This is a genomic window from Cobetia sp. 3AK (genome assembly GCF_029846335.1).
Classification (GTDB): Bacteria; Pseudomonadota; Gammaproteobacteria; order Pseudomonadales; family Halomonadaceae; genus Cobetia; species Cobetia marina.
Genome location: NZ_JARWKR010000007.1, coordinates 83,256 through 101,142, shown reverse-complemented (window position 1 = coordinate 101,142; position 17,887 = coordinate 83,256). Strand labels below are relative to the sequence as shown.

Here is a 17,887-nt window from a genome sequence, read left to right as displayed (position 1 = left end):
GCCAATGGCGAGGGCTTCGTCGTTTCCTGCTGGGTGCCGTGCGACCGTGTCAATCCTGTTGACTGGCCTTGGCCTGGTCTTCCTCGATCCAGCCGTTCAGACGCTCCACCAGCTTGAAGATGCCTTCGGCAGCCTCGGAGATGCGCTCTGCCTGCATGTAGGCTGGCGTCGTGATCACGCGATTGGCGGCATCAATCACGATATCCGTCACCTCACAGCTCTTGTGCAGACCGCCCTGGGCACTGATGGCGCCGGAGACTTCAGGGTCCGTGCCGATGGTGACCGAGATCCCCTCGCCCAGCAGCTTCGGCACCATCACCGGCGCGATGCACATCACGCCGATCGGCTTGCCGGCCGCATGGAAGGGCTGCACCACCTCGCGCAGACCATCCACCAGCGTCAGATCCGCGCCCTTGACGGCAAAGTTGCTGAGATTCTTGGCGGCACCGAAGCCACCGGGCAGAATCAGCGCGTCGAAGTCCTCGGCGGACAGCTCCGGCAACGGACGCACCTTGCCACGCGCCAGGCGAGCCGACTCGGTCAGCACATTGCGTGTCTCGTCCATTTCCTCGCCGGTGGCGTGGTTGAGCACATGATGTTGATCGATGTCCGGAGCGAAGCACTCGTAGCGGATGCCCAGCTGATCAAGCCGAAGCATGGTCAGGGTCGTTTCGTAGATCTCGGAGCCATCATAGACACCGCAACCGGATAGGATCAGGGCTACCTGCTTGGTCATGTGTTACTCCATTGACGGTGAACTGCTCGGCGGCTGCCGACAGGTCAGAAGTGACAGATTCGTACAGGAATCCGCTACAGGCAAGCACCATGTGAAGAGGTACCGGCTGGAAAGGACAGATGATGCCGGCGGCCTGCAGCACCTGGGTATTCGTCACTCCGATGCCCCAAGACTATGGGCGGCATGACCACATCTCAAGGGCGCCCCTCGCGGTTCGGCGGGCAGGATGACAGTGCACACGACGCGACACCCTGCCCCATGCCGCGCCCCTGTTCCGACCTGCATGCACTGATATACTCGAAAGCATCGTGCCGACAGCTTGCTCGGCCAATCCCATCTCCTTCGGTCGTATGGGCGCCGTCTGACCTGTAATATCATTGAAATATTATAGACCTAGACTTCCAGCGTCCCTCACGGAACCGGAGCCTTAGATCCGGAGAGCCTCTCTTGAGTCAACGTACCCCACGCCAGTTTCCTGCGATTCGCATGCGCCGCATGCGCAAGGATGATTTCTCTCGCCGCCTGATGCGTGAGAACCAGCTGACGGCCGATGATCTGATCCTGCCGGTCTTCGTGCTGGAAGGTTCGCAGCGTCGTGAAGCCGTGACCAGCATGCCCGGGGTCGAGCGCCTGTCCATCGACCTGCTGGTCGAGGAATGCCGTGAGGTCCATGCGCTGGGCGTGCCGGCCATCGCGCTGTTCCCGGTGATCGATGCCGAGGCCAAGAGCCTGCTGGCCGAGGAGTCCTACAACGCCAATGGCCTGGTGCAGCGCGCGGTGCGTGCCCTCAAGGAAGCCATCCCGACGCTGGGCGTGATCACCGATGTGGCGCTGGATCCCTACACCGTGCATGGCCAGGACGGCATCCTCGATGATGACGGCTACGTGCTCAACGACCGCACCGTGGACACCCTGATCAAGCAGGCACTGTCACACGCGGAAGCGGGCGCCGATGTCGTGGCCCCTTCTGACATGATGGACGGCCGCATCGGCTCCATCCGTGCCATGCTGGAACAGGAAGGCCTGATCAATACCCGCATCATGGCCTATTCGGCCAAGTACGCCTCCAACTACTACGGCCCGTTCCGTGATGCGGTGGGCTCGAGCGGCAATCTGGGCAAGGCCGACAAGCAGACCTACCAGATGGATCCGGCCAACAGCGACGAAGCGCTGCATGAAGTGGCCATGGATCTCGCCGAGGGCGCCGACATGGTGATGGTCAAGCCGGGCATGCCCTACCTGGATGTGGTGTCCCGCGTGAAGCGTGAACTGGAAGTGCCGACCTTCGCCTACCAGGTCAGCGGCGAGTACGCCATGCACATGGCCGCCTTCCAGAACGGCTGGCTGGATGCCGACAAGGTCATTCTCGAATCATTGATGTGCTTCAAGCGTGCGGGTGCCGACGGCATTCTCACCTATTTTGCCCGCCGGGCCGCGGAACTGCTGGCGGAGAAGAATCGCCTTTGACTACCCCGGCGACCGTGTCTGACCGGGGTCATGGAGTTGATGATGGAACAGACCCACAAGAACGCCATAGATGACGCGTCAGACACCTCGCTGGACACCGCTCCCCAACCGCATCAGGACGCTGCCGCCCCGGCGGCGTCCCGGGGGAAAGAGGGCGACATGGAGCTGGTCACCGACGAGCCGCCAGCCCTTGAACCTCCGCCCCTGCGCGTCAATCGCACGCGCAAGGGCATTCACGCCAAGGTCACGCCCTCCCCCGAAGCCGACCTGGCCGACCCCGCCCTGTATTTCAATCGTGAGCTGTCGAATCTGCAGTTCAACATCCGGGTACTGGAGCAGGCGCAGGACACTTCGCATCCGCTGCTCAACCGGCTGATGTTCCTGCTGATCTTCACGTCCAACATGGACGAGTTCTTCGAGATCCGCGTGGCGGGTCTCAAGCATCAGATCGCCTTCGACCGCACCGAGCCCGGCCCGGATGGCATGCTGCCCGGCAAGGTGCTCGACGAGATCTCGCGCATCACCCACGAGCAAGTGGAGCGCCAGTACCGCATCCTCAACGAAGAACTGATTCCGGCGCTTGAAGAGCAACACATCCGCTTCCGTCGCCGCAATCAGTGGAACGACGCCCAGAAAGCCTGGGTTCGCGAATACTTCGAGGAAGAGATTCAGCCGGTCATCAGCCCGATCGGGCTTGATCCATCACATCCCTTCCCGCGCCTGGTCAACAAGAGCCTCAACTTCATCGTCGAGCTGGAAGGCAAGGACGCCTTCGGGCGCGAGGGCGGCCTGGCCATTCTTCCGGCTCCGCGCTCGCTGCCGCGCTTGATTCGCGTGCCGGAAGCGCTCGCAGAGAGCGGCTATACCGAGTACGTCTTCCTGTCCTCGATGATTCATGCCCATGCCCAGGAACTGTTCCCGGGGATGAAGATCAAGGGCTGCTACCAGTTCCGGCTGACGCGCAACGCCGACCTCTCGGTGGATGCCGAGGATGTCTCGGATCTGGCCTCGGCGCTGCGCGGCGAGCTGCTGGCGCGGCGTTACGGCGATGGCGTGCGCCTGGAAGTGGCGGACAACTGTCCGGAGGCGCTCTACACCTTCCTGCTCAAGCAGTTCGAGCTGGAGAAGCGAGACCTGTACCAGGTGAAGGGACCGGTCAATCTCAATCGCCTGATGGAAGTCATCGGCGACGTGGGCCGCGAGGACCTGCTCTACGCACCGTTCACTCCCGGCACGCCCAAGGCACTCAAGAGTGACAACAGCCTGTTCGATGCCATTCGCCGCGAGGACATCCTGCTGCATCACCCCTTCCAGTCGTTCTCGCCGGTCGAGAGTCTGCTGGCCGAGGCAGCGCGCGACCCGAACGTGCTGGCCATCAAGCAGACGCTCTATCGCACCGGAGCCGATTCCAACATCGTCTCCTCGCTGGTGGAAGCTGCACGCCAGGGCAAGGAGATCACCGTGGTGATCGAGCTGCGTGCCCGCTTCGATGAAGCCGACAACCTGCAGCTGGCCTCCCGCCTTCAGGAGGCAGGCGCCATCGTCATCTACGGGGTGATGGCCTACAAGACCCACGCCAAGATGCTGCACATCGTGCGGCGAGAAAATGGCGAACTGCGCCACTATGCGCACCTCGGCACCGGCAACTACCACGCCAAGACGGCGCGCCTGTACACCGATTACAGCCTGCTGACGTCCAACGAGACCTTGTGCGAGGACGTGCACAAGGTCTTCCAGCAGCTGACCGGCATGGGCAAGCAACGCAATATCGAGAAGTTGCTGCATGCCCCCTTCACACTGCATGAGCGACTGGTGGAGATGATCGACCGGGAAGCGCGCAACGCCGAGAAGGGCAAGCGCGCCCACATCATCATCAAGTGCAACTCACTGACCGAACCCAAGCTGATCCGCGCGCTGTATCGCGCCTCACGCGCGGGCGTGCAGTGCGATCTGATCATCCGCGGGGTCTGCTGTCTGCGCCCGGGCGTTCCGGGCATCTCCGACAATATCCGCGTCCGCTCTGTGATCGGTCGCTTCCTGGAACATACTCGCACCTTCCACTTCCACAATGCCGGCCAGCCGGAGACCTGGTGTTCCAGCGCGGACTTCATGGAGCGCAACATGTTCCATCGCGTCGAGACCTGCTTCCCGTTGCTCGACAAGAAGCTGGCGCAGCGCATCCGCAAGGACCTGGACACCTATCTGGTCGACAACTGCCAGAGCTGGCGCCTGGAAAGCGATGGTCACTACACCCAGCTGGATGCCGGCGATGCAGAGCCGATCAGCGTGCAGGAAACCCTGCTGTTCGCCTACGCTGCCAAGGCCTGATCGCGCCCCGCTCGGGCCCGCCTCATCCGGCGCAGTCCAGATCACCTGACTCTCGGCCCTCACGCTTGCGTGGGGGCCGTCTTCGTTGAGCAGACAAGCCTTGTCCCAGCCCTCCTGTCCCGATCCTTCTGCCCCACTCTTTCCTTCTGCGCTCCCCCTTCTACCTTCGCCTGATTGCCGACATCAGCCGCCCATGACGCCTGCCCCCCAACCAGACAATGAAAAGGCCCCCGCATCCTGGATGCGGGGGCCTGGCAGCTGACGATCGGATCAAGCGCTCAACGGATCAGACGCCGATCTGACCACCATCTTCACGCTGGATGACGACGGTCGCGGCGCGCGGGCGCACACTGCCGTCAGTTTCGGCAGTCGCATCCACACTCTGCGGCCAGTTGCCGGGATGCTGGATATTGACGAACAACGCCGTCCTGTCAGGTGTCGCGAAGATGCCGGTCACTTCACAGCCGTTCGGGCCAACCGCGAAGCGCTTGAGCTGTGCCTGGTTATCGGCACCGATCACGGCAGCATCCCCTTCGGCCTGCTGAAGCGCGGCCGGCACGACCGCCAGTAGCTGGTCATTGGTGGCGTCCGCCACACCGGCGTAGCCGTTGTCCGTCTGGATCCACAGGATACCCTGCTCGTCCTCACGTTCGTCGAAGTAGAGGCCATCCGGACTGGCGAATTCATTCATCTCGGTCAGGCCGGACAGGTTGTCGGCGTCACTGGCCGCCGCGCCGAACACGAAGATCTCCCAATCGAAGGCGGTGTGATCCCCTGCCTCACGCCAGCGGATGATCTGTCCTGCCTCGTTGCCACCGCGCGGGTTGGCGGCATTGGTCGGCGCCGTCTTGTAACCGACTCCCGGCTCCTCGATGGCCTTGCCGTCATTGGTGAAGGCAGCCGCGGTACCCTCTTCGGTGCGCTTGGAGTTGTTGGTCAGTGTCATGTAGACCTCACCGGAAGCCGGGTCGACGGCACCCCACTCCGGGCGGTCCATCGGCGTGGCGCCCATCAGATCCGCCGCGTCCGCGGTATGGATGATGACGCCGGCCAGATCATCGGCCGCCAGGCCCAGCGCAGCGGCAAGCGTCCGGCCATCCCTGGTCACGGCGTCCGGCGTCAGCTTCAGCCACTTGCCAGTACCGTCGGCGGAGAACTGGGCAACATACAACGTGCCCTTGTCCAGATACTTGTCACCGATCGTCAGGCGATTCTTGTCGGCTCCCGGCACGTGCGCATCGGCGGCCTCCCATCTGGCATCGGAGACGAACTTGTAGATGTATTCGTTGCGCGAGTCATGGCCTGAATAGAACACCACCGGCTCGCCTTCGACCAGCTTGCCCGGCCAGCAGCCTTCATGGCGGAAACGTCCCAGCGCGGTGCGCTTGACGGCCTTCTCACCGGTGTAGGGGTCGATCTCGACGATGTAGCCGAAGGTACGTGGCTCATTGCGATAATCCTTGTCGGCACTGTCCGCCGTCGGCGTATTGTCGAAGCGCGCGAATTCGCCATCGACTTCGCTGGCATCTCCCGCGGCGGTTTCCCAGCCGTAGCGGCCACGCTCGGTCTCGATGCCGATGCGATCATCATCGCTCTGACGATCACTGCGCTTGACGAAGTACCCCGGCCAGTTCTCCTCACAGGTCAGGTAGGTGCCCCAGGGGGTATAGCCGTTGGCGCAGTTGTTGTTGGTACCACGCGTGCGCGTGCCATCCGGAGAGAAGGCAGTCTTGACGTAATCACTGCCTGCCACCGGGCCACTCAACACCATCTCGCTGGCGCTGGTATAGCGACGGTTGTAGCCGGAGTTGCTCACCACATCCCACTTGCCGCCGGCATCCTTCTTGACTTCGACGACGGTCACGCCGTGGGCATTGATCTCGGTACGCACTTCATCGGCCGGGCGCTTGCCGGACTCCGCATTGGTCGCGCCGCCCTTGGGCGCCCACAGGGCATCCTGATCGATGTACTCATTGTTCATCACCAGCAGGAAATTGCTGGAGGCGGTGTCTTCGCTCAGCGCGAAGTTGTGCATGCCGTCGTGATGCATGCCGATGCTGTTGAGCTGGGCCTCCGGCGTCATCGCCAGCGATTCACTCCACTGCGGTGCCTTGTCGTTGAGCGGAGTGCCCCACGGTGCCAGGACATGGGCGGTATACCCTGCAGGTACCACGAAGGCATCCGTGCGAGAGCCCTTGATGGACTCGAAGGCCAGCGCCAGCGGTGTCTTCGCCGGAGTCCCTGTGGTCTTGCCGCTGTCGGCATTGGCCGCACCGCTCAGGCCCGCCAGCCCGAAGCCGCCCAGCATGCTGGCAGCCGCCATGCCCAGACCACCCTGCAACACGCGACGACGGGAAAGGTGCTTGTCGATGATGGAAGAGAATGTCTCGTTGTGACTGGCATTCAGTAGGCGATGATCTTCAATTTCCTTGCTCATGCTGCTTCCCCGTAGTCAGGTTGCGGGTTGTTCTTTTCAGGCCTGGCCCCTGTGGGGCCGCCAAGGGCAACAAGAGTGATACGCGAACCAAATGACAGTCGTATGACGCGAACGATACGCCTCATGCAAACGACAGCGCCCGACGGTCGCATGACCATCGGGCGCGGGGAATTCACAAGCGCGAGACCTGCTCCGTCAGCCGTGAGGAAAGAGGGCTTCACCAGCAGGGTGGTGTCTGGGTCAGGCGTCTCGCAGACGCTCTGCCGCCAGACTCAGCAGATGCTCCGTCGTCTCCCACCCGAGACAGGCATCGGTCACGGAAACGCCATGGCGCAGCTGCGAGAGCTTGTCCGCTGCCGGCAATGCCTGCTTGCCCTCGTTGAGATGGCTTTCCAGCATCACGCCGATCAAGGCGTCATCACCGGCCAGACGCTGGGAGAGCACATCCAGCATCACTTCGCTCTGACGACGGTGGTCCTTGCGCGAGTTGGCATGACTGCAGTCGACCATCAGTCGCGGTGTCAGACCGGCCCCTTCCAGCTCTCGCCGGCAGGCGGCCACCGAGTCTGCATCGTAGTTGGGCTGACCATGGCCGCCCCGCAGCACCACATGGGTGTGGGGATTGCCCGCGGTCTCGATCAGCGCCGGGCGCCCGCTGTCATCCATGCCGAAGTGGCGATGCCCGTGAGCTGCCGCACCGATCGCCTGCACGGCGACCTCGACCCCACCATCGGTTCCATTCTTGAAGCCTACGGCGCAGCCAAGGCCGGAGGCCATCTCGCGGTGGATCTGTGACTCGGTGGTGCGTGCCCCGATGGCCGCCCAGCCGAGCAGGTCTTCCAGGTAGGCGGCGGTCAGCGGCTGCAGCAGCTCGGTCGCGACCGGCAGGCCCAGCTGGTTGATCTCGCGCATCAGCTCGCGCGCCTGACGCAGGCCGCTGGCCATGTCATCACTGCCATCCAGATGCGGATCATAGGCCAGCCCCTTCCAGCCCACCGTCGTGCGCGGCTTCTCGACATAGACACGCATCACCAGCTTGAGGCGATCACGGACCTGCGGTTCGATCACCGCAAGGCGCTGGGCGTATTCACGCGCGGCCTTGAGATCATGGATGGAACACGGGCCGACCACCACCAGCAGACGATCATCCTCCCCGGCAAGAATCGCGTTGATCTCAGCGCGGTGCTGGCGAATCTGGCCGGCCAGGTCAGCATCCACCGGCAGCTGCGCGCGCAATTCGCTGGCGCTGGGCAGGGCTTCACGGCTGATGCGTCCGGGAGTGGTCGGTGTCTGGGCGGCATCGAAGCGGGTCACGGGGGTAGTCTCGGCGGTCATGGTGTCGACAGTGGTATCGGCTGTGTGCGGGTCATTCGTCAACACGCGTTCAAGGCTGGCGTTCATGGTCTTCTCTCCTGTGACGAAGCTTCGGCTTCATCACGCAATATTCACTCTGACAGACAGGGACTTCGCGAATCGTCACCCCGATGTTGCTCGCCCTGCCCCGCGGTGACAGCGGAAAGAGGCAGGACGCCGCTAAATCGCCAGCGCCAATAACCATGCACGACCCGAGCGGAAGCGAAAGAGAAGCGGGTAGTCGGGATCGTGGTACGCATGGTCATTCCTCCAGTCATTCATGCTGCAATCATCGTTGGCACGTTAGGGTGGCACGCCTCTCTCGTCATGAGAGATTGCCGGGCCCAAACGCAAGAACCCCCGGTCGTGGCTGCGACCGGGGGTTCTTCAAGGTGGTGGCAGCCCGTACGAGACAGGCACGCCGTAACCTCAGGCGCGCCCCTGTGTAAACCAATACCAATAGCCAGCCGCACACGCAGCCGACGCCAGCTGACCCGAAGGGCAGGCAGCGGCAGTGCGAAGGCGGGAGCTTGAGGATTGATTCATGGGTCGGGCCGGTGTCCAGTGATGACGATGAAGCGTCGATGACTCTATCCTTGCACTACAAAACGTCGCACGCAAGCGTGATCGGGCAACAAACCGTTGCCTGCACGTATAAAGAAGGACTATCAGCCCGGAGTGGCATCAGTATAATCTTTGGTTGTCGAACGACATGATCGGCAACGCGCATTCGTCCAGCGGTGCCTGACACCGCGCCCACAGCTTGGAATGCATGCATGCAGGATTCCCGAAATGATGCACTGATAGAGTATCTGTCGGGATGTGCCCGGCAGGATGCCAAGGCACTGGATCGACTTTATCGTGCAACCAGTGCGCATCTATACGCTCAGTTGCTGCGTATCTTGAGACATGAGGCATCCGCGCAGGATTGTCTTCAGCAGGTCTACATCCGGGTATGGGCCGCCGCCGGCCAGTATGACGCCGGCCGCGCCCGCCCGATGACCTGGCTCGGCACCATGACCCGCAACATCGCCATCGACTGGATACGTCGACAGCGACCCAGCGAGCACGACAGCGACGAATTGATCGCTGCCATGCCCGGTCGAAGTGATATCGAGGCAGATGTCGACCTGGCCCAGCACAGTGGTGAACTCCACCAGTGTCTGGCCGAGCTGAATGACGATCAACGCCGCGCCCTGGAACTGGCCTACTTCGAAGGCCTCACCCACCAGGATCTGGCCAACCAACTGGACCAGCCCTTGGGCACCGTCAAGAGCTGGGTCCGACGTGGACTCGAGAGGTTAAAGACATGCATGAGTCATTTGATCTGAGCGATCCCGAACTGCGCGAAACCGCAGCGGGCGAGTACGCGCTCGGAACCCTGACACGCAGTGAGCGCGCCGCTTTCGAGTCGCTGCTCTCCGTGAGTCACGATCTGCAGCGCGATGTGGAGCGCTGGCGCGAACACCTGAACGTGTTCAATGAACAGCTGCCCCCTGTCGCGCCGCCCGCCGATGTCTGGCAAGGCATCGCCGAGGCGACGGGCACCGCCCGGCAGCCGTGGTGGCGTCGCCTGGGCCTGTGGCAAGGCATGACGGCCACGGCGTTCAGCCTCGCACTCGCCGTCAGCCTGACCTTCAGTCTGGGTCAGAACGAGAGCATGGAGAGCGACTACGTGTTCGTGGTCAGCAACCCTGACAGCAGCCCCGGCTGGATCGTCAATGCCTCCCACTCGGGTGAGATGATGGTCCAGGCCGTCAGCCCCAACGCCCCGGCCCCCGGCAAGGTCTGCGAGCTGTGGCTGATGGCCAAGGATGGCAAGGAGCCGATGTCACTGGGCATCCTGCCGCACTCCGGCACCATGAAGGTGGAGGTGCCGAAGGAATATCTGGCCGCCTTCCCCGACAGCGATCTGGTGATCACGCTGGAAAATCCGGGCGGCGCTCCCTCCGGTCAGAACATGGGCCCAACGCTCAAGAAAGGCCAGTTCACCGCCGTCGAAGGCCGCCACATTCTGTAGGCACTGCCTGCAAGCACTGACGGCAAACGCTGCGTCACCACACGACGTCGCATCAACGAAAAGCCCCCGCTTCTCAGCGGGGGCTTTTTTCATGCTGCTCTGCCGGGCCTCGATCCCTGGAGGCTACCCGGACACCGGCAGGAAGCACCCGTCACGTGAGATGACGTCCGCCATCCACCGGCAGTGTCGTGCCCGTGACATAGGGACTGTCCAGCAGATAACGCAGCGCCTGCCAGATCACCCCTGGGCCCGGCACACTCTGCATCGCAGACTTGGCCCGCGCACGCTCGGCGTAATCATCGTCGTCGTCCGGGCGCAGCATGATCAGTGCCGGTGCGATGGTGTTGACCTGGATACGAGGGGCGAACAGCGCCGCGAACGACAAGGTCAGATTCTCGAGCCCCGCCTTGCTGGCCGCGTAGGCCGCATGCTTGCGCGAGCCTTTCTGGACCACGAAATCACTCATGTGGACGATGTCGGCCTGAGTCTCGATACCTGCCTCCAGCAGATCACGCAGCGCCAGATTGATCAGATACGGCGCCTGCATGTGGACGCGAAACAGATGCTCGAACATCTCGCCGCGCTCCTCCGCCCCACCATCCGGCGCCCAGTCGCTGGCATTGTGCACGATGGCCCTCAGCGTCGGCGTCATCTCACGAATCGTCGCGATGAAGGCCTGGATGCCCGCCTCACTGGAGAAATCCGCCTGGACGGTGCGGATACCCAACGCCCGCAGGGCATCGAGCTCTTCGCGCTCACGTCGGTAACTGATGATGACGGGATGGCCATCATCCACCAGACGTTCGGCGCAGTAGCGCCCCAGTCGCTGGGCGCCACCGGTGATCAGGATGGGGGACTGACTCATTCACTCGACTCCTTCAGGCAACGTCAGGCAGCTTCAGCCGGATACCAGCGCCGGATCCAGCAGCGGCTCGCGTGGTGCATAACTGAAGACATCGGAGCTCAGCGCGCCGGCCTCGACCCCCAGCGGCGTCAGCGCATCGACACAGGCATAGACCATGCCGGGCGAGCCCGACAGATAGACGCGCTTGCCTGCCATGCTCTCCGCATGCGCTCGCAGCGCATCATCGATACGACCGATATGGCCATTGAAGCTTGCCTCGACCCCAGCCGCTTCCAGTGCCTGATGGTGGGCATCACCCGCCTCAGGCGCTTCTTCCAGTACCGGCACGTAGCGGAAATTGGGCTGACTGGCGGCCCAGTGGAGCGCGGCGCTTTCCAGATACAAATCCCGACGCTCACGCGCGGCCCACCACAGTTCGATGGGCTGATTGAGGCCGTGTGCAAACGCTGCCTGCAACATGGCATGCATCTGCGAGAATCCGGTACCGGCACAGATCAGCACGATGGGACTGGGGTCGTCGAGATCGAGCACGCATTCGCCATTCGGCAGGCGCAACTCCAGCTGATTGGCCGCGACCAGCAGGCTGCGCAGACGCGCCGAGTTGCTGCGCTCCGGCCAGTGCTGGATATGCAGCTCAAGCACGCCATCTCCCTTGGCAGCGTTGGCGATGGAGAACGGTACCCAGGTGGTGTCGTCGAGCTTCATCTCGAGATACTGGCCCGGCGCATGCGCCAAGGCCTCGGGACGTGCGGCAAAGCGCACACGAAACACGTCCGGGGTCAGGTCTTCCACACTCTCGACATGACAGGTCAGGGTCCGCGCCGTCATCGTATCCTCTTGTTGTCTGAAGCCTGCCGCGACGCCTGGCGCCGAGGCAGGGTAAATGCATGAGTGGTGATGGTCAGGTGAGACTCAATCCAGAATGCCCAGACTGTCCCAGCGCTCATCGACCCGCGAGACGATCTCGTCGCTCATCACGATGGGCTCGCCCCATTCGCGGTCGGTCTCGCCGGGCCACTTGTTGGTGGCATCCATGCCCATCTTGGAGCCGAGCCCCGCCGTTGGCGAGGCGAAATCGAGATAGTCGATCGGCGTATTGTCGACCAGAACGGTATCACGGCTCGGGTCCATCCGCGTGGTGATGGCCCAGATGACATCTTCCCACTTGCGGGCATCGACATCATCATCCAGCACGATCACGAACTTGGTATACATGAACTGGCGCAGGAAGCTCCAGACTCCCATCATCACGCGCTTGGCGTGGCCGGGGTACTGCTTCTTCATCGTCACCACCGCCATGCGGTAGGAGCATCCCTCCGGCGGCAGATAGAAGTCGACGATCTCCGGGAACTGCTTGCGCAGAATCGGCACGAAGACCTCATTGAGGGCCAGACCGAGAATCGCCGGCTCATCCGGTGGACGCCCGGTATAGGTCGAGTGATAGATCGGATCGCGACGATGGGTGATGCGCTCGATGGTGAAGACGGGGAAGCTCTCGACCTCGTTGTAATAGCCGGTGTGATCGCCGTAGGGGCCTTCCGGTGCCATGTCATCCGGATACAGGTAGCCCTCGAGGATGATCTCGGCGCTGGCCGGCACCTCGAGCTCCGACAGGCCACATTTGACCAGCTCGGTGCGCGAGCCGCGCAGCAGCCCCGCGAAGGCGTACTCTGACAGCGTATCCGGCACCGGAGTGACAGCGCCCAGAATCGTCGCCGGGTCAGCCCCCAGCGCCACGGCGACCGGGAAGGGCTCACCCGGATGGGCCTTCTGCCACTCACGGAAATCCAGAGCCCCGCCACGGTGCGCCAGCCAGCGCATGATCAGCCGATTCTTGCCAAGCTTCTGCTGACGGTAGATGCCGAGGTTCTGACGCTCCTTGTGCGGCCCGCGGGTAATCACCAGCGGCCAGGTCACCAGCGGCGCGGCGTCTCCGGGCCAGCAGTGCTGAATCGGAATCATGTCGAGATCGACATCATCCCCTTCCAGCACGACTTCCTGACAGGGCGCACGCTTGACCCGCTTGGGGCCCATGCTCATCACCTGCTTGAAGATCGGCAGCTTGTCCCAGGCATCACGGAAGCCTCTGGGCGGCTCCGGCTCCTTGAGGAAGGCGAGCAGCTCGCCGACTTCGCGCAGTGCCTCGACCGACTCCTGCCCCATGCCCAGCGCCACACGACGCGGCGTGCCGAACAGATTGCCCAGCACCGGCATGCTGTGGCCCTTGACGTTCTCGAACAGCAACGCCGGACCACCCGCCTTCAGGGTGCGATCGCAGATCTCGGTCATCTCCAGGTAAGGGTCCACCTCGGCACGAATGCGCTTGAGTTCGCCCTTCTCTTCCAGCGCCGCGATGAAATCGCGCAAGTCTCGATACTGCATGGGAGTTTCCGGTCGGCTTGATCAGGTTCCGAGCATACCATTGCCAGCCGATAGTCGGCAGGCCGACAACGCAAGACGCCCATCTCCTGATCAGGAGATGGGCGTCTCGGGAAGTGCGGATTCCCCACGTGATTCCGTCATTGAACGGAATCACGTGGGGGAATCCATGGCATTGCCTCGTCAACTCAGGACATCGGCTCAGCGGCGCTTCATGGCCTCGAAGAACTCGAGGTTGGTCTTGGTATCTTTCAGGCGGTCGATCAGGAATTCGGTCGCGGCCACGTCTTCCATCGGATTGAGCAGCTTGCGCAGGATCCACATGCGCTGCATTTCATCTTCAGACGCGATCAGGTCTTCACGACGCGTACCGGAACGACGGATGTTGAGTGCCGGGAAGACACGACGCTCGGCCAGCTTGCGATCGAGGTGCGCTTCCATGTTACCGGTGCCCTTGAACTCCTCGAAGATGACTTCGTCCATCTTGGAACCGGTGTCGACCAACGCCGTGGCGAGGATGGTCAGACTGCCGCCTTCCTCGATGTTGCGCGCGGCACCGAAGAAGCGCTTCGGCTTCTCGAGGGCATGCGCATCGACACCACCGGTCAACACCTTGCCGGAAGACGGCACCACGGTGTTGTAGGCACGCGCCAGACGCGTGATGGAATCGAGCAGGATGACGACATCCTTCTTGTGCTCCACCAGACGCTTGGCCTTCTCGATCACCATCTCGGCGACCTGGACGTGACGGGCCGGCGGCTCATCGAAGGTGGAGGCCACGACTTCGCCGCGCACGGTGCGCGACATTTCGGTGACTTCCTCGGGACGCTCATCGATCAGCAGCACGATGAGGTGACATTCGGGGTTGTTGCGAGTGATGGAGGCGGCGATGTTCTGCAGCATCATCGTCTTGCCCGCCTTGGGCGGTGACACGATCAGACCACGCTGTCCCTTGCCGATCGGGGCCGTGAGATCCAGGATGCGCGAGGTGATGTCCTCGGTGGAACCGTTGCCGATTTCCATCAGCAGACGCGATTGCGGGAACAGCGGCGTCAGGTTCTCGAACAGGATCTTGTGCTTGGCGTTCTCGGGACGGTCAAAGTTGATCTGATTGACCTTGAGCAGCGCGAAGTAACGTTCCCCTTCCTTCGGCGGACGAATCTTGCCGGAAATGGTATCGCCCTTGCGCAGATTGAAGCGGCGAATCTGGGACGGGGAAACGTAGATGTCGTCGGGGCCAGCAAGGTAGGAAGAATCCGCACTGCGCAGGAAGCCGAAGCCGTCCTGCAGGATTTCCAGCACACCATCACCATAGATATCCTCGCCGCTTTTCGCGTGCTTCTTGAGGATGGCGAAGATGATGTCCTGCTTGCGCGAACGTGCCAGGTTGTCGATCCCCATGGTCTGGGCGAGTTCCAGCAGTTCCGGGACGGTATTTTGCTTGAGTTGGGTAAGATTCATCGGCTTGTTTGAACGTAGCTCGTGTCAGCAGGGCTGAAGATAAGAAGGGAATCGAGAAGACGAGCAGGAGGCAGAGACTGACACTGTACTGTGTGAGTGCAGGCTGATCTCGACAGCATTCCCGGGGGCAAGCGCCTGAGTGGAAAGAATACAGGTGCCAAAGGTTCAGGAAAGATCACTCACCACGGCCGTACAACGGATTCGGCAACGGAGTGTCGAGCGACTGCAGCCCGTCCGCAAGGACATGGGGCGTCGTGCTTCCTGACGTAAAAGTCTTCTCGATATGGAATCTAGCGGTATGAATCGCCTGGTGGCTGACCTGTGAATAGAAGGACAGAATTACCAGAGGGCTGGCTGACAACTGGGGGACCGTGGGACGGTCGACATGACGCAATCAGAGAGCGTGTAATCAGGCGAACGCCTCGATGGTAGTCAAGCTTCACCTCGAACGCAAGTCCCGTGCTCAGAGGCCATGCCAGCGCAGCCCGGGGGACTGGGCCGCCGCTCAACTGACGGCGTCATCCCCCATCACAGGTTGGCATCCAGGAAGGCGGCCAATTGCGCACGAGGCATCGCCCCGACCTTGCTGGCCTCGACATTTCCGGACAGGAACAGCATCAGGGTCGGCACGCCACGAACGCCGAAACGGGACGCCAGTTCAGGGGCCTCATCGACATCGACCTTGACGATCTTCAACCGCCCTTCATATTCCTCCGCCAGCGACTCGAGTGTCGGGGCCACCGTCTTGCACGGCCCACACCAGGAGGCCCAGAAATCCACCAGTACCGGCTGCTCGCTCTCCAACACCACGGATTCAAAGTCTCTTTCTGAAATCGGTGCCACACGTTCGCTCATCGCGACGTTATCTCCCAGGCCACATCGGCCTTGCTGATCTTCCTGCAGGTAAATGATGATGCTTCAGCGTGACGACGATGACGGCAAGCCCCGCGACGAGCGGTGTCACGCGAGCGCCTTGCACGAGAGGCATCGCTCTCTGGCGCTTCGCACGACTGTCATGTCGCACCAGTAGACTACCACGCCCTGTCTCTGACATGCCCCACTCTCGACCGATCCTGCCGACGACATGCCATGAGGTTTGACACCTCACACAAGTCGCCGCAACCTTGATCCAGACTGACATTGCATTCTTTACCGTGATACTCCGCAGCGTGGACGGCTTGGCACATGGCGCCCTGCCCTCGAGGACAGCGCATGTAGCAGCGCCCGTTCGCGCAAGGCCTGCCAGCAGGACCTGCCACAAGGACCATGCATTTGAGTGATTCAGCCTCCTCTCTACCTGACAGCTCCCCCGCTGCCACGGACACCAGTGACGATGCACCACTGTTGAAGCTGGCCGCCATCGATCTCGGCTCCAACAGTTTCCATCTGCTGCTGGCCAATCATCAGGCCGGACAATTGCAGGTCGTGGCCAAGCAGGGCGAGAAGATCCAGCTGGCAGCTGGCCTGGATGAAGACGGCATGCTCAGTGAAGATGCCATGGAGCGTGCGCTCAACTGCCTCGCACAGTTCGCGCCCTTCCTGGATGGCATCGAGGCGGAGCATCTGCGCATCGTCGGCACCAACGCGCTGCGTGCCGCGCACAACAGCCAGACATTGATCGATCGCGCCGAGGAATTGCTGGGGCATCCCATCGAGATCATCGCCGGCCGTGAAGAAGCGCGCCTGATCTATCTGGGGGCCGCCCATGCCCTGGCCGATGTGCATGGCAAGCGTCTGATCATCGACATCGGCGGCGGCTCGACGGAATTCATCATCGGTGAACAGTTCGAGCCGCTGTTGCTGGAAAGTCTGCACATGGGCTGCGTGGCCTATACCAAGACATTCTTCTCTGACGGCGAGATCAGCGAGAAACGCATGCGCCGTGCCGAACTGGCCGCTCGCTCGGAGCTGGCCAGCATACAGCGCAGCTATCGCGAGCTGGGCTGGGACGACCCCGTCGGCTCCTCCGGCACCATCAAGGCAGCCGCCAGCGTGATGGAAGCCCATGGCTGGGCAGCACACGGCCTGGTGACTCGCGAGGGACTCCATCGGCTGCGCACCGCTCTCTTGGGATTCAAGCGTCTCGACAAGGTCAGCCTGCCAGGCCTGAAAAGTGACCGCGCCAGCGTCTTCCCGGCCGGGGTCGCGATCCTGTGCGGTATCTTCGAAGCCCTGGAACTCGAGCAGATCCGCTACTCCGATGGCGCGTTGCGCGAAGGCGTGCTGTTTGATCTGATCGGTCGCAATACGGCGGAAGACTCGCGCATCGCGGCCATCGATCTGCTGCGCCGTCGCTATGGCATCGACACCCGCCATGCGGCCAACGTGCGCGATACCGCGCTGGCGCTGTTCGACCAGGTCGCGGATACGTGGTCACTGGGGGCAACCTCCCGCCAGATGCTGGCCTGGGGGGCCGAACTGCATGAAGTCGGGCTGGCCATCTCGCATAGCCAGTTCCATCGTCATGGCGCCTACCTGATCGAGCATTCCGACCTGCAGGGGTTCTCGCGACCGGAGCAGAAGGCGCTCGCCTTCCTGGTACGCGCCCATCGTCGCAAGTTCGCCAGCCGGGAGCTTGCCAATCTGCCGCTGACGCTCCAGCCACGCCTCGCCCGTCTGGCGCGCCTGCTGCGCATCGCCGTGATGCTCAATCATTCACGCCCTGAACAGCCTGTCCTCGGCACGCAATTGAGCGCCAAGGGCGACGAATTGCGACTGAGCCTGGCAGAAGAATATCGGGATCACAGTCTGATCTGTGATGACCTGACCCAGGAAAGCAGTCTGCAGAAGGCCTCCGACATGACGCTCACCCTCGAAGACGTCGACTGAGAACGGACGCCG

The 17,887-nt window shown here is 62.3% G+C and carries 13 protein-coding genes; 5 read left to right on the top strand and 8 right to left on the bottom strand.

Translation table 11 applies throughout. From position 1 onward, the window contains the following. Positions 1-49 precede the first annotated feature (49 nt). Positions 50-736, bottom strand: a complete 687-nt coding sequence (gene elbB, locus QD228_RS11740) for an isoprenoid biosynthesis glyoxalase ElbB (RefSeq protein WP_077377888.1) — start codon at positions 734-736, stop codon at positions 50-52. 447 nt (positions 737-1,183) lie between these two features. Between elbB and hemB the strand changes: the two genes are divergently transcribed. Both hemB and ppk1 read left to right on the top strand, forming a co-directional pair. Then, entirely contained in the window at positions 1,184-2,203 is a 1,020-nt protein-coding gene (hemB, locus tag QD228_RS11735; RefSeq protein ID WP_136939602.1) for a porphobilinogen synthase, read from the top strand. A gap of 159 nt (positions 2,204-2,362) precedes the next feature. After that, complete coding sequence (gene ppk1 / locus QD228_RS11730) at positions 2,363-4,531, top strand: polyphosphate kinase 1 (RefSeq protein ID WP_077377882.1); 2,169 nt, start codon at positions 2,363-2,365, stop codon at positions 4,529-4,531. 286 nt (positions 4,532-4,817) lie between these two features. Here ppk1 and QD228_RS11725 read toward each other — a convergent pair whose 3' ends face one another. Both QD228_RS11725 and QD228_RS11720 read right to left on the bottom strand, forming a co-directional pair. Further along, the gene (locus tag QD228_RS11725) at positions 4,818-6,968 is read right to left on the bottom strand and encodes a PhoX family phosphatase (RefSeq protein WP_279875656.1); all 2,151 of its coding nucleotides are present in this window, start codon (positions 6,966-6,968) and stop codon (positions 4,818-4,820) included. Between the two features lie 240 nt (positions 6,969-7,208). After that, a complete protein-coding gene (locus QD228_RS11720; protein WP_170877461.1) occupies positions 7,209-8,369 on the bottom strand; it encodes a 3-deoxy-7-phosphoheptulonate synthase in 1,161 nt (386 codons plus the stop codon). A gap of 728 nt (positions 8,370-9,097) precedes the next feature. On the opposite strand from QD228_RS11720, the gene QD228_RS11715 reads away from it, so the two are divergent. Both QD228_RS11715 and QD228_RS11710 read left to right on the top strand, forming a co-directional pair. Further along, positions 9,098-9,652, top strand: a complete 555-nt coding sequence (locus QD228_RS11715) for a sigma-70 family RNA polymerase sigma factor (RefSeq protein ID WP_084207827.1) — start codon at positions 9,098-9,100, stop codon at positions 9,650-9,652. Beyond that, entirely contained in the window at positions 9,631-10,341 is a 711-nt protein-coding gene (locus QD228_RS11710) for an anti-sigma factor (protein ID WP_077377873.1), read from the top strand. The genes QD228_RS11715 and QD228_RS11710 overlap by 22 nt, the downstream gene beginning before the upstream one ends. Positions 10,342-10,492: 151 nt before the next feature. Here the strand turns inward: QD228_RS11710 and folM are convergent, their stop codons facing one another. The 5 genes from folM to trxA form a co-directional block, all read right to left on the bottom strand. Further along, positions 10,493-11,206, bottom strand: coding sequence for a dihydromonapterin reductase (gene folM, locus QD228_RS11705; protein WP_136939604.1), 714 nt, complete (start codon positions 11,204-11,206; stop codon positions 10,493-10,495). A gap of 33 nt (positions 11,207-11,239) precedes the next feature. Further along, positions 11,240-12,034, bottom strand: a complete 795-nt coding sequence (locus QD228_RS11700) for an FAD-binding oxidoreductase (RefSeq protein ID WP_077377867.1) — start codon at positions 12,032-12,034, stop codon at positions 11,240-11,242. A gap of 84 nt (positions 12,035-12,118) precedes the next feature. Next, complete coding sequence (gene ubiD, locus QD228_RS11695; protein ID WP_077377865.1) at positions 12,119-13,588, bottom strand: 4-hydroxy-3-polyprenylbenzoate decarboxylase; 1,470 nt, start codon at positions 13,586-13,588, stop codon at positions 12,119-12,121. Positions 13,589-13,786: 198 nt separating this feature from the next. Beyond that, positions 13,787-15,046 carry a transcription termination factor Rho gene (gene rho, locus QD228_RS11690; protein ID WP_077377862.1) on the bottom strand — a complete coding sequence of 420 codons (1,260 nt, stop codon included), beginning with the start codon at positions 15,044-15,046 and terminating at the stop codon, positions 13,787-13,789. Positions 15,047-15,574: 528 nt separating this feature from the next. Then, positions 15,575-15,901 (bottom strand): thioredoxin, encoded by a 327-nt coding sequence (gene trxA, locus QD228_RS11685; protein WP_077377859.1) that lies wholly within the window; start codon positions 15,899-15,901, stop codon positions 15,575-15,577. Between the two features lie 489 nt (positions 15,902-16,390). On the opposite strand from trxA, the gene ppx reads away from it, so the two are divergent. Then, positions 16,391-17,875 carry an exopolyphosphatase gene (gene ppx, locus QD228_RS11680; RefSeq protein ID WP_279875703.1) on the top strand — a complete coding sequence of 495 codons (1,485 nt, stop codon included), beginning with the start codon at positions 16,391-16,393 and terminating at the stop codon, positions 17,873-17,875. Positions 17,876-17,887: the final 12 nt, after the last annotated feature.

Excerpts from the sequence above, each read along its gene's own strand:
- trxA (WP_077377859.1), bottom strand. The coding sequence starts at position 15,901 with ATGAGCGAACGTGTGGCACCGATTTCAGAAAGAGACTTTGAATCCGTG.
- elbB (WP_077377888.1), bottom strand. The coding sequence starts at position 736 with ATGACCAAGCAGGTAGCCCTGATCCTATCCGGTTGCGGTGTCTATGAT.
- QD228_RS11720 (WP_170877461.1), bottom strand. The coding sequence starts at position 8,369 with ATGAACGCCAGCCTTGAACGCGTGTTGACGAATGACCCGCACACAGCC.
- QD228_RS11710 (WP_077377873.1), top strand. The coding sequence starts at position 9,631 with ATGCATGAGTCATTTGATCTGAGCGATCCCGAACTGCGCGAAACCGCA.
- ppk1 (WP_077377882.1), top strand. The coding sequence starts at position 2,363 with ATGGAGCTGGTCACCGACGAGCCGCCAGCCCTTGAACCTCCGCCCCTG.
- QD228_RS11715 (WP_084207827.1), top strand. The coding sequence starts at position 9,098 with ATGCAGGATTCCCGAAATGATGCACTGATAGAGTATCTGTCGGGATGT.
- rho (WP_077377862.1), bottom strand. The coding sequence starts at position 15,046 with ATGAATCTTACCCAACTCAAGCAAAATACCGTCCCGGAACTGCTGGAA.
- QD228_RS11700 (WP_077377867.1), bottom strand. The coding sequence starts at position 12,034 with ATGACGGCGCGGACCCTGACCTGTCATGTCGAGAGTGTGGAAGACCTG.
- folM (WP_136939604.1), bottom strand. The coding sequence starts at position 11,206 with ATGAGTCAGTCCCCCATCCTGATCACCGGTGGCGCCCAGCGACTGGGG.
- ubiD (WP_077377865.1), bottom strand. The coding sequence starts at position 13,588 with ATGCAGTATCGAGACTTGCGCGATTTCATCGCGGCGCTGGAAGAGAAG.
- QD228_RS11725 (WP_279875656.1), bottom strand. The coding sequence starts at position 6,968 with ATGAGCAAGGAAATTGAAGATCATCGCCTACTGAATGCCAGTCACAAC.